We start from the raw sequence: 13,345 nt of genomic DNA, 5'->3' as shown, positions 1-13,345 counted from the left end.
TTAAGTGTATCTACATACATTCGATTTTGCCTGCCCATCTCCTTTTCCCGGTTCTAAGTATACAATGGGGATATTCCTGTGGACAAACTCCATTGTGGATATGTTAATAATGAAAGTTCATTCTATGCACAGATAGGCTTTTAAATATGTAGATTATGGGGATAACTTTGTTGATAACTTCTGCTGAACCGAAAAAAACCGCCTCCCGTGCAGAGAAAAATCTCTTTTTGGGAGTGCGGTTTCTGGGGATAACCGGAAATTCGCGGTTACTTTTCCATCGAAAGCTCTGCCTGGGAGCGGGCTGCGGGCCGCTGATGAGACACATGGCTGTGAAGCACCATACCGGCCACAATAATCCCGATGCCAAGCCAGGACAACGCCGAAGGAAGATCGGCGGACAGCAGCAGCACCTCGCCCGCCAGGGCAAAAAGCACTTCGCCCGACTGCGTCGCTTCCACGGCGGCCAGCTTGGACACGTCTTCCCGCACCATGTCCGTGGCCCGGAAGAAGAGAATCGTGGCGATGACGCCGGAGGACAGCGCGACGATGAGCGACTGGAAGGTCTGCTCCGTGCTCGGCAGCCCCGCGCTTGCGTAAGCCCAGCCCGCGAGGAGCAGCCAGAACGGCAGGCTGGCCAGCGTCATGCCGAGCACGCGCTGGAACACGTCCAATTCGCCGCCGCACAGCTCCATCATCTTGCGGTTGCCGAGCGGATAGGCGAAGGATGCGACCACGATCGGCAGGACGCCGAGCAGCAGGTCCTTCGCCGTCAGCGATCCGGCCTGCTCAAGCTGGAGCAGGAAGATGCCGGCCAGAATGACGAGCGACATCGCGAGTCCGCGCAGCGGAATCCGGCTGCGGACTTTCACGGGCCCGGTCGGAGTCGCGGCCGTCTCCCAGAAGAGCGGGGCGAGCAGCGAGCCCGAAATGATGGTGAGCTGCCACGTTCCGGCGGTCAGCCAGCCGGGGGAATAGGCCGCGGCGAAGCACATGGGCGCGTAGAACAGCCCGAAGCCGACCGTGCTCCACAGGAGCCATTTCCACGGATGCAGCCGCATGATCCTGAAGAGAGGCTGCAGGTTGCGGCGCCCCGCTACGATCAGGAGCAGGAACGGGACCATGAACAGGTAGCGCAGGGACCCGCTCCAGAGCCAGCTCCCTCCTCCCAGCTCCATTTTGCGGTTAAGCACGAACGTAATGGCAAAGAAAAAGGCGGATAAAATGCCCAGCAGTATCGGTTTCATAGATGTTCAGCCTTTCTCTGCTTGATTGCTCCCGGCGAGCCGCTCCCCTAAGGTGAGCCAGTTCTCTTCGACCAGACGGGAGACGGCCGCCGCATCGCCCTTCCGGCAGGCTTCGGTGATTTCGCGGTGCTGCTCGACGGATTGAAGCCCGTGAACGGAAGCGAACCGGGAAATTTCCAGCCGCTGCACTTTAGGCAGGATGCCTTTCAGCGCGGACATAATTTCCGGGTTACCTGCCACCCGCAGAAACACCGCGTGGAAAGCGCCGTCCGCCTCGATGGCCGCCGGAATGTCGTTCCGGCCGAGAGCCTCCTCCAGCGCACGGTTGGACTGTTCCAGCGCTTCGTAGTCTTCCGGGCCCAGACAGGGCACGGCCAGACGGGCGGCCAAGGCATGGAGCGCCGCCACTACGGTGAAGGCGTGCCTGCCTTCCTCGGGCTTCAGCGGCGTGACGCGTGTCGCGGAGCCGGGAACCGCTTCGACAAGCCCCTCGTCCTCCAGGCGCTTGAGCGCCTCCCGGACAGGCGTCCGGCTTACGCCGAACTGCTCGGCCAGCTCCTGGTCGCTGAGCTTGGCGCCCGGCTCAAGCTCCAGCGAAACGATCGCCTGCCGCAGCGCCTCGTAAATCTCGTCTCGGAACGATTGGCGTTTGATTCGTTGAATGGTTGGTTTCGTTTTCATAAAACCAATATATTGGTTTATAGATTGATTGTCAATCTCCTTTCCGGACACAGAAAAAGCAGCCGGGCGTTATCCGCCCGCCTGCCTCATCCAGTTCACAAGTCCGATCCCGTATTCGCTTTGAATCTGTTCAACCGCCTCGTCCCCGGCGACCTCACCGTCCCGGATCAGAATAACGCGGTCCAGCAAAGGCTCGATCTCGTCGACTTCGTGAGTGGACAGGACAAGCGTCTGTTCCTCCATGTCCACGAAAGAAATCACGGTCCGGATGATCGATTCCCTCACCAGCGGGTCCAAGCCGGACAGCGGTTCGTCCATCACGATTAGCGGAACCTGTCTGGCGAGCACGAGCACGATTTTCAGGCGCGCGCGGTTGCCTTTGGACAACCGGCTGACTTTTGTCTTCAAATCGAGCCCGAAAGAGCCGGCCAGCTCCAGCGCCTTCGCAATATCAAAGTCCTGGTACATCGCCGTGTAAAAACGCAGCGTACGCTCGACGGTGTGAGCCGGGTAAAATACGTCCTGCTCCGGCAGGAACGCGATCCGCCGCGAACTGATCCGCGATACCCGCTTTCCTTCAAGCTCCACCCTTCCTTTGGAAGGCTGCAGCAGACCTGCCATCAGCTTCAAAACGGTCGATTTCCCGCTTCCGTTCGTGCCGATGATGCCGATAATCTGTCCCTTTGGTATACGGAAGCTGACGTCCTTCAGCACCCTTTTGCCGATAAAGCTCTTGCTTACCCCATCGAACACAACGATAGGCTCCGTACCGTTCCCGGTTTCTGCCATTTTCATTTCCTCTCCTCTGAAAGACCCTTAATTCAGTTTGAGAAATTTCTGTACATTCTCTATAATCTGCTCGTTGGAATAGCCCAAATCATGCATTTCCTCCGCGAATCTTTTTAATTCTCCTTCTTTCAGCTCATCCCGGAGCCGCGTTAACAACGACTCGTCTTCCGTAACAAACATCCCCTGTCCCCTCCGGCTTTCGACTATGCCCATACGCTCCAGCTCCATATTCACTCTCTGGACCGTATTGGGATTAACCCCGAACTGTACGGCAAGTTCCCGGACCGAGGGCAGCTTGCCTCCCGGCGGAAATTCCTTGCGGATAATTTGCCGGCATACCCGCTGGACAAGCTGCAGGTAAATCGGCTGCGAGCCCGAAAACTGTTCAGGCATGAACTTACACCTCCACTTTGCGATCCAAAAGCCAGGCCGGTATATACACGACGACAGCCAGAGTTGCCAGCGACCAAATCATTTCTCCCGAATAAAAAGGATCGCCGTCCAAATCAAAGGCGTAGCCCCATTTGAACAAAAATTGATACACCGGACTCATTTCAAACGTAAATTCCACGAAAATGGCCGCCCCGATCAGAATAATCGCCGCCAGCCAGCGCAGCCGTCCGACCCGGTTGCTTAGTGCCAACGCCATGAAGTACACCAGAACCGCCAAAGCGGCGAGGGAAAATGCGATGAAGAAAAAGAGAAAAGCTTCTTTGAGCCCCGAGCCGTGAAGCAGACCCCTGAAATAACTGACGTGTCCCGCTAAATAAAACGGATCTTCTCCCGAACGTTCGATGAGCGTCGTTTTCTCCACCTTGTACATCCACAGGAACATCGTAATCGAGACGAGCAGGCCGCCGATCATTTCCGTCAGAGCAGCCGCATATTTCGCTCCGATCAGCTTCCATCCCGGTTGCGGCAGCTGGAACCAGAGCGGTGCCCGCTCCCGTTCTTTACTGAAACTGATCAGCAGATAAACGGTTGGAAGAAAAACATGCAGATAAATGATGCCCAGCCACACGGGGGTGACAACTCCCGACTGATATCGGTAAGCCATAAACGTCATCAAAGCGATCATACCGACGGAAAAAGCTGCCCAGGTCTTTTGAGAGCCGGTCACGGCTGTCCGTAAGCCGATTTCTTTCTTAAATAAATTCCACCATGCGTTCAAAGTGTATTCCTCCTCGGTCAGTTCTTTGTGTTACTGTATTAATTAAATAGTACACTGGTACAAAGGGAGTGTCAACCCGGATTTTTTCTTTGCCGGCTTCTTGATTGAGGACCTATAAAAGTTAGAACTTACACCGGGAACCTCCATCCGCTACCCTAAATCGTAGGGAATGGACCTTTTAAATCAGAAAGGAGACTATCCGGAATGACACTCCACCTGACGAGACTTGTGAAAAGAAAACTGCTGAGCGCGACCGTTTCTTCACTGTTATTCGCGTTCTTTTCCGCCTGGTACACACGGCATGAACCTTTCTTTTATAGCGCGTCCGCGGGAACCGCTCCAGGGGCTTTTACCCAGATTATGTCGGTCGGTTTTATCTACCTGGTCTACTCCGCTCCCGTTATTTATGTATACGGCATCCTTACGTCTCTGCTGAGCGACTTTATCGGCTTTTGCGTCCTGCCTTACAGCAAGCTGCGGCTTATCATTTCGGGAATCATGCACGGAGTGTTCGGGCTGATTCTTTTCCCTGCCAGTCTGGCGGCGGCCGTTTTGTTTTTTGCTGTGGATATAGTTCTGGCAACCCGTTTTCCGCGTGAAAAAAAATAAAAAAGCAGCCGCAACGGGCTGCTTGTAGAGCTGGTTTTTCGCCAGGTATGAATTTTAACCGCGTAAACCATATACGTCCTGAATCAAAGGGACGGCTTCCCCCACGGGATGAATTTCAACTTCGTTAGCGAAAAAAATTCAGATGCCGACGACGGTTCAATCGGGACCGCACGAAGCTCCCGGCACGCGGTGCTCGGTGTTCGGCGTCACATGACGGTGGTCAACCCTATCGGGCCGCCATCTACCTACGCTTAGCGCGGAAGCTGTACGGTCATTTCCAGGTTGTCCAGGAAAGTGACCGGCGTCATCCGTTTGGTCAGCAGCTCCAGCGAAGCGTTTTTGCTGACCGCAGGGAATTCCAGCTCGTACTCGTAGACGCCGTCCTCGACGCTTTTCAGCTTCTTGCCGGACTCGTCCAGTCTCTTACCGTTCTCGACCAGCCAGATGCCTGTCGTTTGCATCGGTGCCGTTTCACCCGCGGCCGCTACCCGCACAACGGTTTTGTCCTCGCTGAAGTCTACGCCCGTGACGGATATTTTACCGATTTTCCCCTGATCCACTTGAAGCGGATATATTCCCTTCAGAGGCGTTTTTACATCCGCTTTGTCCGCAAACATCGTCGTTGCATCGTCATAATACCCGCCGATGTATGGCTTGATCGTCAGCTCCTGCGGCTGATCTTTCAACGCTTCCACAGCTTCCTCATGCCTCATGCCGAAAGTACCGTCCGGGAATGAGAACATCCCGCCGCTCCCGCTCTGTCTCTCGTAAACCCAGCCGCTGCTGTCTACCACCAGGTAATCCATGTCCGTGATTTTACGGTCGATTTCCGGGTCCAGATCCGCCGGGTTAGCCGGTAATTTGCTGGAAATCATAAACTCTGTGCCGGTTTCGGAAGCGTTGAGGTATTCCAGTGTGAACTCGACTCCACCCCAATGTTTCTTCAAGGCAGGAGTCAATTGGAACGCGGATGCCGCGTTTGTGTCATTAGCTGCGGCTGTTACCGCCGGCTGTGTTTTAGCTTGGTGAGCGGACGCATATGGCCCTGCTGATGTCAGAGTTCCTCCCAATACGATTGCGGCGCTTAATACGGCAAGTGTTGTTTTTTTCATGATTTCTTCCTCCTTTTCTGTAGCAGGACGGGATAATTGCACTGCTTCCGGGTTTGCGCTGCCGTGCTGCGTCCTACATATCTATAGGCGTGAAAAGGGAGGAGGTGGTTCAAAGTCTGGGGAATGAAATAGACACGAGAGATTAAAAAATACGATTTAAAGAATTAAGGTATATCTTAGTCAATTATCGAAAATTTCGAGTGCCTCATTCATTTCCTCGTAGTATTCATTCGGTTTTTTTAGGCTTGCCTGTAATTTGTTTCTGCAACTGCGTTTCATTTCTTCCGACATATTTCGAACATTTATTTTTAGAAGAGATAATGCTTGCATTGTGACCTCATAATTTCCTTCGATTAACAAATCCGTGAATAATTCTCCGTGTCGGGAGCAATCAAAGCTTTCTAACGCATAAAGCAAAGTTCCCCTGGAATTTATCGTTTTGGGACTTTTAAGTAAGCTAACTATAGGTGCGACGGCATCATTACACCCAATATCAGATAGCGTTATCGCAATCGTGTTTCTTAACTGATTACTATCGGTATCGAGTAAGTTGGTTATTAACATAGGTACGGCTTCAAGCATTTTGAGGTCGCCTATTTTTTCAACAATCAACTCTGCCTCCTCTATGTTATTTTTACAGAGTTCTTCTTGTAAGGATTGAATTATTTCCACTCACTATATCTCCTCTTCTGTTTAACTTATCAACCTTCGAGTCCTGCAGAACCCAAAAACCCTTCTTCCCACTCATTTTTATCCATATGATATTCATCTATATAAAAATCTTCGGGGTATTCTTTAAAACCAGGCAATTCTTTATATGTATTTATTACGTCCTGCGCTTTATCTCTTGTAGAATAGATTCCAATTACTTTGGTATACTCAATTTCGTTTACTTCATAACTATGCTGCAGCAAAAAAACTGTTTTCACGGTTATTCTCCTCTTCTTTTCCGGGCTCTCTCACTCTTATTCTCTCGATCATCGCATACTTCCGAATAACTGCTTTGTCCATCCTACTGACTTCTCTTTCTTACTAAGCTTTCAAGTTGTTCAGTATCAGGCACTAAGTGATCCCGATTGGGTTACAGTTCATTCGTTCTATCTTCTTTCATCACCTTTATCATGAACGCCCTTAATTCAATTGCTCCAGCGCTTACTCCTTCTAGAAGCCTCCCGCCTAATCCTGCCAGAACTCATGGCAAGTCCCAGCATTTCCAAGATTCTCAGACGTCCCTTCACCAAAATGAAAAAAGCCGGTTACCCATCCGGATAACCAGCTTCATTCCCAAAATCAATCCGCCAAAGCCCCATCCAGCCCGAAAATATACCGCTGAATAGCCTGAGCCACGCCGTCCTCGCCGTTCGTGCCGGTAACGGTATCCGCCACCTCTTTCAGCTCCGCGTCGGCGTTGCCCATCGCGATGCCCAGGCCGGCGGCCTGAATGAGCATCCGGTCGTTATGATGATCGCCGATGGCCATAACCTCGTGCATGCCGATCCCGAGGAGCCCGCATACTTTGCGGACGCCGGACTCTTTCGTCACTCCGAGGGCGGAGATCTCCATGTTCGTATCGGCAGAACGGGTCACTTCAAGCATGCCCATCTGCCGTACCTGCTCACGGAGCCCCGCAATGACCCGGAGGTCATGATGGCCCATGCCGAATTTCATCCAGTCGCGACCGAACATTTCTTCCGTCCACTCTTCCCGGTTCGTCAAGCTCTCCACGCTGTAGCCCCAGTACCAGGCGTCCGCCCCGGCCGCCAGCTTATGCAGCTCGCGGATTTGCTGCCGGGACAAATAGTGGCGCTCCCACAACCGGCCCGGCCCTTTCCAGATCTCGGCCCCGTTGAGCAGCACCATGGGCACATCCAGCCGGAGGTCGTCCCAATATGATTTAGCGGTCTGGATACCCCGTCCCGTCGAGAAAATCACGGTGACGCCCGCCTCCGCCGCTCGCCGGATCCACGTCCGGTTCGCCTCGGATATGCGCTTGTCATCGGTCAGCGTGGTGCCGTCCAGGTCGAGCGCGACCAGTTTGTATGCCGACATGCCGCAAGCCCCCTATTCCACGGAATATCTGCCGTGTTCGTTTAATGCGACCGGCCCGCCCCGGCGGACGGATTCATAGGCCGCTGCGGCTACGGCGGCGGAACGGAGACCGTCCCTGCCGGTAACCGGCACTTCTTTGCCCTCCCGGACGGAGCCGACAAAAGCCTCGACGAGAGAACGGTTCATGTTCTCGCCCCAGTAGCTCCACCGGGCTTTGTCCGCTTCGTCGCTGTACACTTCGTTCTTCTGGCCGAAAGCGTCGACGGAGAGCATGCCCTCTGTGCCGACGATTTCCAGGGTGACGTCTCCCCAGTAAGGAAACGAGCGGGTACGGGACCAGCTCGTATCGATCGACGCGAAGGCGCCGCTTTCGAACTTCACGTGCAGGAAGCCCGTGTCTTCCACGGGGATATCGTGAAACAGCGTAGCCGTTTCCGCATAAACCTCCGTCACGCGGCTGCCCAGCATCCAGTGCAGAAGGTCCAGCACATGGACGGAGTGATCCAGCAGCGCACCGCCGCCGGAAAGCGCCGGGTCGACGAACCAGCCGCCCGGCATCGTGCCGCGGTTGGTTCCTTTGACGGCCACGATCTCGCCGATATCACCGCGCTCCAGCGCCGTTTTGGCCTGAATGACCGCAGGAAGAAACCGGCACGGGAAGGCCGTCATCAAGCGGACGCCGCTTTCTTCGCAGGCTTGAATCATCCGCTCCATTTCGTCCACATTCAGGCCCAGCGGCTTCTCGCAAAGCACGTGCTTGCCCGCGCGGGCGGCCGCAACGGTCATCTCCGCATGACGGATATTCTCCGAGCAGATGACCACGGCATCGCAGTCGTCCGCCAGCAGCTCCCGGTAGTCGGCGTAATAGCGGATAGCGGGGGCTTCCTCCAGGTAGTCCCGGACCCTCGCTTCGTTCTCGTCCGCTATAGCCGTCACTTGTACGCCCGGTATGTTTTGGAGCAGACGATAAATTCCCGCCGCATGCCCGTGCGCAAAGCTGATCATCCCGATGTTAACGGTAGACATGCCGATTCTCCCCCTCCCGTGCATCTTGCAGCTTGACCGGCCGCCCCGTGCGTGCGGATTCGATCACGGCCAGGCTGGTCCGCAGGGCGCTGCATGCGTCTTCGGCGGTCACCTCAGGCTCCCGCCCGGTCCGTACGCAATCGGCGAAATGGGCCAGCTCCAGGTAATACGGATTGTACGTCGACGGGCTTTTCGGTACCGGAACAGCCGCCGCCACCCCTGACCCGGCCGCCGCTTCCTTCGCTTTAAACACGCGAAGCGACACGGCATCCTCGCTGTTGAAGCGGAGCACACCGCCGGTTCCCGCCAGTTCCACGCCCGTCGTAAACGGACCGGGGAAGCCCCAATACGCTTCCAGGTGGGCGATCTCCCCGCTGCCGAAACGCAGCGTCGCCAGCGCGTAATCGGTATTCCCCTCTCTCCGGTTCATCGCATACACCGATACGGCTCCGCCGAAAAGGCTCTGAGCGAAATCGATATCATGGATCATCAAATCAAGGATGACGCCTCCGCTTCTGTCGCTGTTCGCGTACCAGGGCTTTGCCAAGCCGGGATTCGCTCCCATGCGCTTCGCGTGCAGAACCGCCGGAGTGCCGATCGTCCCTTCGGCGGCCTTGCGCCGGATATCGGCATAGCTCGGAAAGAAGCGGACGACGTGGCCGATAAACAAGCGGACACCGTGCTTCCTGCATTCGGCAGCCGCTTCCTCCGCCTCGTCCGCCGACAGGGCGATCGGCTTCTCGCAGATCACATGTTTGCCGGAACGAGCCGCTCTGAAAATAAACTCTTTATGCAGATGGGTAGGCAGGCAGATATCCACGATATCCGGATCTGCCTCCCCGATCATCCGGTCGAAATCTTCGTAAGCCTCCGTCTCCAGTCTCCCGGCCAGACTGCGCGCTGCCCCTTCCTGCGCGTCGCACACGCCGGCTAGCCGGATACCGGGCATTCTTTTCCACTCGGCCGCATGAGTACGTCCCATTGTTCCGCAGCCTATTACAGCGACTTTCACCTGACACTCCCCCAATTCCACGCGCATCGGATCACTCTGTTTCCATGAACTCCGCACGTAAACATACTTTCTATATTCTGCTGTCTGTTCAGCCGGCAAGCCCCGTCTTCAGCCGCAGGGCTATCCTTTGACCGCCCCGAGCGTAGCTCCCTGCATAATAAGTCTCTGGAAGAGAATGAACACAATCACGGAAGGCACCATCGCGATCGTCACCCCGGCGAAGAGGGTTACCCAGTCGGCTGTGTATTCCATCATCTTGTTCGCCTGGTACATTTGTACGGCGATCGTATATTTTTCCGGATCGCTCAAGTAAATGAACGGTCCCATAAAGTTGTTGTAGTACCCGAGAAACTTGAAGATCGCGACCGTCACGATCCCCGGCGTGGACAGCGGCACAATAATGCGCAGGAACACTTGAAAAATCGAAGCGCCGTCCATATTCGCGCTTTCTTCCAGATCTTTGGGCAGCGATTTCATAAATCCGCCCAGCAGCATCAGGTAGAAGACGCTCTCCCCAAGAGCGGATAACAGGATGAGTCCCGTCAGGCTGTTGGTCAGGTGAAGCTCCCGCATGATGACATATTGCGGTACGAGCGCATTGATGCCGGGCAGGAACAAAGACAGCATGATCAGTCCCCAGATCACCTGGCGGCCCTTAAATTCCAGCCGGGTCAGCGCGTAGGCGTTAAGCGTCGTAAAAATAAGGCTGACTACCAGGCTTCCGCCGACATAATAGAGCGTGTTCAGCAAAGACTTGCCGAAGCCGTATTCCGTCCAGGCCGTTTTGTAATTCGACCATTCCAGCTTGGCCGGAAGACTCCAGATATCTTGAAAAAACTCGGGATTGCTCTTAAGCGACTCGTAGAACACCCAGCACAGCGGAAAAATAATCGTCAGCGCCCAGGCGTACAAGCAGAGACGCCAAACCACATCCATAAACGTTCGTTTTTCTTTCACTGCAATCCGCTCCCTGTCCGTAGGTAATGACTAGTATTCGACGCCCCGGTTCGGCAAAAATTTGTCCATCAGCAGCTTGGCCGTCACCAGGATCACAAAGAGAATCATGCCTACCGACGAGGCGTATCCGTAGTTGATATACTCCTTGCCGAAAGCAAGGTTGAACATATACAGGCCGATTACATCCGTCGATCCGGAAGGGCCCCCGTTGGTCATAATAAGAATAAGCTCGAACGTCTTCAGCGTACTGACGACCAGGAAAAGCACGCTCACCCGGACCACCGGCATAATGAGCGGCAGCGTGATTTTAAACAGGCGGGTCATGTGACCGGCGCCTTCGAGAATAGCCGACTCGTACAAAGACTTCGGAATGGCGGTCATCGCATTGACGAAAATAATGACGTAGAGGCCGACGCCGCCCCAGACCCACGGAGGGATAAGGGCCCACAAGGCCGTATTCTCGCTGCCCAGCCAGTAGAAATTTTTCAAGTCGATCCCGAGCAGCCCGAGTGCGCCGTTCAGAAGGCCGTACGTTCCGTCGTAAATGAACGCCCACAGCAGAGCGACGACCACAATGGACAGGACATTCGGAAAGAAAAATAAAATTTTCAGCAGTTTATTTTCCCTGTAAGTCTTATAGGTGACCAGATAAGCAAGGACCAGAGAAATGAGGACGACAAGAGCAGGCACCGTCAGCATGAAAATCACATTGTGGCGCAGCGCCCGCCAGACGTATTCATCCTGCAGGGCCGTGACGAAATTTTGCAAGCCGACGAACTCCGGTTCTTTCAGCCCGTCCCAGTCCAGCAGTGCATAATACACGGACAGAACGTTGGGGAACAACGTAAATAGCAGATAACCTCCAAACGGGGGCACGATGGCAAGGATCAGAAAAATCCATTTCTGCGTTTTCGCTTTATCCAGCCCTATCCGGCTGATAAAGCTTCGCGGCGCTTTCACGGCTATTGGGTCCGACAAGGGAAGTCAGCTCCTCTCAGGAAAATAGAAGCGAAGAGGGTTTCCTCCCCGCTTCCTGGCTTTTATTTCTTCTGTGCGGCGACCGCTTTCTGAAGCAAAGCTTCCGCTTCCTCCAGAATCGGCTTCGGATCCTGTTTGCCCAGCACGATTTTGACGGTGGCTTCTTCGACGATCTTGACCGCTTTGGCGAGGTTCGGGTCCGAAATGCTGACCGTTCTGTGCGCTTTATAGGCACGCGCGTCGTTTTCCTTGATATAGTTCAGAATCGCCTGCGCCGAGCTTGAAAGCTTGAGCACCTTCGACGAATCGTCCGTCAAGTCTTTGCGCATCGGCAGCGCGCCGGATTTCTCCGCCGCAAACTGCTGGTTTTCCAGCGTAAGCAGCCAGAGGGCGAATTCCTTGGACCATTTCTTGTTCAAATCGGGCTTGCCGCTCCACAGATAGAGGAAGTTGGTGATTCCGCTTCGCACCCAGAGCTTCTGATCCGCTTTGTCACGGAACGGCACGGCCATGTAGCCCCATTTGAAATCGGCCGGAGTCGTTTTCTTCATTTCATTCTCCACGTGGCTGCCGGTCGACACCATCGCGGCCTGTCCTTGAATCACCTGCATTTGGGACTGGGTATGCGTAAGCGCCGGGAGCCCTTCCGGGAAGTAACCCTGTTTGCCGAGTTCGTAGAGCCGGTTCCAATGCTCAATGCTCTCTTCGCTCAAGTATTGGGGGCCTGTGTAAGTTTTGTAGTTCTCGATAAATTTGTCCGCGCCGCCTTTCATATCGGCCAGTTCAAACATTTTTGCCGGTCCGAAGGCCCAATCGTAATAGTTCGGATGAACGCCCGGGAACGTAATCGGGGCGATTCCCGACGCCTTGATGTCGGCCAGAAGCTTGGTAAACTCCGCCCATGTTTTCGGATTCTGGTTCCAGCCGTTTTTCTCGAATAACGTTTTGTTATAAAACAGCCCGCCGAAAGAGCTCGAAGACGCAAACTCGTACACCTTCCCGTTCACCCGCGTGAACGACTCGTACATGCCCGGCAGAATGAGCTCCTTAACGGTTTTGTCCGGCGCGTCCGGCAGCTTCTTGTCGAAGAGTTCATCCCAGGGTTCCAGCTTCCCGGCTTCCGCAAGAGACACGATTCCCTGCGCTCCGGCCGGGGGTGTGGTGTTGAAGATATCAAACATATCGGCGTCGTTATTGGCCGAAACCTTCGTCTGGATCATATTCTTCATGTCTGCCGATGCGGTGACATCGAAGGATACGTTCGGGTACTTCTCCTTGAAGGACTTCACGGCGTAATCAAACCATTCCCGACCGTAGCCTCCCATAAAAAAGCCCACTTTAAGCGTCACTTTCTCATTTTTAGGGAGCCCGTTATCGTACACCTCTCCCGATGATTGGGGACTCGCCTGCCCTCCCGCATTTTTCGGATCGGAACCGCCCGCGCAGCCCGCAAGCAGCGAACCCGACAGTGCCACCGCCAAGCTTAAAGATGTAAGCCTTTTCATGTTTGGTCTCATTTTTGAAACCCCTTTCATGTTTGCTAAAATGGTTTGGATCCGATCGGGAAAACCGGAAAATAGGTGGAGGCGGGGATCGGCGAAATGTTTTCCGATGTACGCATCCTGTGGTATAATAATAAATAAATCAATTTTATTAATTAATATCCTACCTTGTTTTTCCGGAGGATTCAATACAAATATTTAGAAAAAACACAGTT

Annotated in this window: 15 protein-coding genes; 1 reads left to right on the top strand and 14 read right to left on the bottom strand. The window is 54.2% G+C overall.

From position 1 onward, the window contains the following. Positions 1-266 precede the first annotated feature (266 nt). The 5 genes from C4S74_RS16485 to C4S74_RS16465 form a co-directional block, all read right to left on the bottom strand. Positions 267-1,244 (bottom strand): multidrug resistance efflux transporter family protein, encoded by a 978-nt coding sequence (locus tag C4S74_RS16485; protein ID WP_103996391.1) that lies wholly within the window; start codon positions 1,242-1,244, stop codon positions 267-269. A gap of 6 nt (positions 1,245-1,250) precedes the next feature. Next, positions 1,251-1,925 (bottom strand): GntR family transcriptional regulator, encoded by a 675-nt coding sequence (locus C4S74_RS16480; RefSeq protein ID WP_103996521.1) that lies wholly within the window; start codon positions 1,923-1,925, stop codon positions 1,251-1,253. 69 nt (positions 1,926-1,994) lie between these two features. After that, entirely contained in the window at positions 1,995-2,714 is a 720-nt protein-coding gene (locus C4S74_RS16475) for an ABC transporter ATP-binding protein (RefSeq protein ID WP_258042506.1), read from the bottom strand. A gap of 27 nt (positions 2,715-2,741) precedes the next feature. Next, complete coding sequence (locus tag C4S74_RS16470) at positions 2,742-3,107, bottom strand: GntR family transcriptional regulator (protein WP_103996389.1); 366 nt, start codon at positions 3,105-3,107, stop codon at positions 2,742-2,744. 4 nt (positions 3,108-3,111) lie between these two features. Further along, positions 3,112-3,885: a hypothetical protein gene (locus C4S74_RS16465; protein WP_103996388.1), complete on the bottom strand. Its 774-nt coding sequence runs from the start codon at positions 3,883-3,885 to the stop codon at positions 3,112-3,114. 204 nt (positions 3,886-4,089) lie between these two features. Here C4S74_RS16465 and C4S74_RS16460 point away from each other — a divergent pair, with 204 nt between their 5' ends. Next, the gene (locus tag C4S74_RS16460; RefSeq protein ID WP_103996387.1) at positions 4,090-4,494 is read left to right on the top strand and encodes a hypothetical protein; all 405 of its coding nucleotides are present in this window, start codon (positions 4,090-4,092) and stop codon (positions 4,492-4,494) included. A gap of 251 nt (positions 4,495-4,745) precedes the next feature. Here the strand turns inward: C4S74_RS16460 and C4S74_RS16455 are convergent, their stop codons facing one another. The 9 genes from C4S74_RS16455 to C4S74_RS16415 form a co-directional block, all read right to left on the bottom strand. After that, positions 4,746-5,606 carry a DUF5643 domain-containing protein gene (locus C4S74_RS16455; RefSeq protein WP_103996386.1) on the bottom strand — a complete coding sequence of 287 codons (861 nt, stop codon included), beginning with the start codon at positions 5,604-5,606 and terminating at the stop codon, positions 4,746-4,748. 180 nt (positions 5,607-5,786) lie between these two features. Continuing rightward, positions 5,787-6,278 (bottom strand): HEAT repeat domain-containing protein, encoded by a 492-nt coding sequence (locus C4S74_RS16450; protein WP_103996385.1) that lies wholly within the window; start codon positions 6,276-6,278, stop codon positions 5,787-5,789. 29 nt (positions 6,279-6,307) lie between these two features. After that, positions 6,308-6,535 (bottom strand): hypothetical protein, encoded by a 228-nt coding sequence (locus tag C4S74_RS16445; protein ID WP_103996384.1) that lies wholly within the window; start codon positions 6,533-6,535, stop codon positions 6,308-6,310. A 361-nt stretch (positions 6,536-6,896) separates the two neighbouring features. Further along, positions 6,897-7,655, bottom strand: a complete 759-nt coding sequence (locus C4S74_RS16440; RefSeq protein ID WP_103996383.1) for a Cof-type HAD-IIB family hydrolase — start codon at positions 7,653-7,655, stop codon at positions 6,897-6,899. Positions 7,656-7,667: 12 nt separating this feature from the next. Further along, the gene (locus tag C4S74_RS16435) at positions 7,668-8,681 is read right to left on the bottom strand and encodes a Gfo/Idh/MocA family protein (protein ID WP_103996382.1); all 1,014 of its coding nucleotides are present in this window, start codon (positions 8,679-8,681) and stop codon (positions 7,668-7,670) included. Continuing rightward, the gene (locus C4S74_RS16430; RefSeq protein WP_103996381.1) at positions 8,668-9,720 is read right to left on the bottom strand and encodes a Gfo/Idh/MocA family protein; all 1,053 of its coding nucleotides are present in this window, start codon (positions 9,718-9,720) and stop codon (positions 8,668-8,670) included. Before C4S74_RS16430 ends, C4S74_RS16435 begins: the two co-directional genes overlap by 14 nt. Positions 9,721-9,813: 93 nt before the next feature. Next, entirely contained in the window at positions 9,814-10,650 is an 837-nt protein-coding gene (locus tag C4S74_RS16425; protein WP_103996380.1) for a carbohydrate ABC transporter permease, read from the bottom strand. Between the two features lie 30 nt (positions 10,651-10,680). Then, the gene (locus C4S74_RS16420) at positions 10,681-11,628 is read right to left on the bottom strand and encodes a carbohydrate ABC transporter permease (RefSeq protein WP_103996379.1); all 948 of its coding nucleotides are present in this window, start codon (positions 11,626-11,628) and stop codon (positions 10,681-10,683) included. Positions 11,629-11,690: 62 nt separating this feature from the next. After that, the gene (locus tag C4S74_RS16415) at positions 11,691-13,133 is read right to left on the bottom strand and encodes an extracellular solute-binding protein (RefSeq protein ID WP_103996378.1); all 1,443 of its coding nucleotides are present in this window, start codon (positions 13,131-13,133) and stop codon (positions 11,691-11,693) included. Between the last annotated feature and the right edge of the window lie 212 nt (positions 13,134-13,345).

It is taken from the genome of Paenibacillus sp. UNC499MF (genome assembly GCF_900107975.1).
Classification (GTDB): domain Bacteria; phylum Bacillota; class Bacilli; order Paenibacillales; family NBRC-103111; genus Paenibacillus_F.
This window is presented reverse-complemented; position numbering and strand designations above follow the sequence as displayed.

Excerpts from the sequence above, each read along its gene's own strand:
- C4S74_RS16485 (WP_103996391.1), bottom strand. The coding sequence starts at position 1,244 with ATGAAACCGATACTGCTGGGCATTTTATCCGCCTTTTTCTTTGCCATT.
- C4S74_RS16480 (WP_103996521.1), bottom strand. The coding sequence starts at position 1,925 with ATGAAAACGAAACCAACCATTCAACGAATCAAACGCCAATCGTTCCGA.
- C4S74_RS16475 (WP_258042506.1), bottom strand. The coding sequence starts at position 2,714 with ATGGCAGAAACCGGGAACGGTACGGAGCCTATCGTTGTGTTCGATGGG.
- C4S74_RS16470 (WP_103996389.1), bottom strand. The coding sequence starts at position 3,107 with ATGCCTGAACAGTTTTCGGGCTCGCAGCCGATTTACCTGCAGCTTGTC.
- C4S74_RS16460 (WP_103996387.1), top strand. The coding sequence starts at position 4,090 with ATGACACTCCACCTGACGAGACTTGTGAAAAGAAAACTGCTGAGCGCG.
- C4S74_RS16455 (WP_103996386.1), bottom strand. The coding sequence starts at position 5,606 with ATGAAAAAAACAACACTTGCCGTATTAAGCGCCGCAATCGTATTGGGA.
- C4S74_RS16440 (WP_103996383.1), bottom strand. The coding sequence starts at position 7,655 with ATGTCGGCATACAAACTGGTCGCGCTCGACCTGGACGGCACCACGCTG.
- C4S74_RS16435 (WP_103996382.1), bottom strand. The coding sequence starts at position 8,681 with ATGTCTACCGTTAACATCGGGATGATCAGCTTTGCGCACGGGCATGCG.
- C4S74_RS16430 (WP_103996381.1), bottom strand. The coding sequence starts at position 9,720 with ATGCGCGTGGAATTGGGGGAGTGTCAGGTGAAAGTCGCTGTAATAGGC.
- C4S74_RS16415 (WP_103996378.1), bottom strand. The coding sequence starts at position 13,133 with ATGAAAAGGCTTACATCTTTAAGCTTGGCGGTGGCACTGTCGGGTTCG.